We start from the raw sequence: 347 nt of genomic DNA, 5'->3' as shown, positions 1-347 counted from the left end.
GGCACGCCTTCCTTGAATTCCAGGATACATCGTTTCCACTATTCGACGATGCTGCGCATACAGACTAACTTGCAAAATCTGCTGCTCACTCAATAAGTTTGAGCGTATTCCATCATCAATATCGTGATTGTTGTACGCAATCTCATCTGCCAAATTCGTCAATTGCGCTTCCAGAGAAGGCTGTGTTTTTTCGATGAAGCGCAAACCCAGATTACCGAGTTGTTGTGCATTTATGAGCGAGCAATGCTTGAGTATGCCTTCGCGTGTTTCAAAGCACAAATTCAAGCCATTAAATGCTGCATAACGCTCTTCCAATGCATCGACGATGCGTAAGCTCTGCAGATTGT

1 pseudogene is annotated in these 347 nt (G+C 44.4%); it reads right to left on the bottom strand.

Annotated features, from left to right (window positions below):
• A pseudogene (locus KDM89_RS20745) lies at window positions 1-347 on the bottom strand (deoxyguanosinetriphosphate triphosphohydrolase); the annotation flags it as partial.

This window comes from Cognatundibacterium luofuense (assembly GCF_018139685.1).
In the GTDB taxonomy this organism is placed as follows: Bacteria; Pseudomonadota; Gammaproteobacteria; order Burkholderiales; family Burkholderiaceae_D; genus Undibacterium; species Undibacterium luofuense.
Note: the sequence above shows the minus strand (reverse complement) of the source record. Positions and strands in the feature narration are given on the sequence as shown.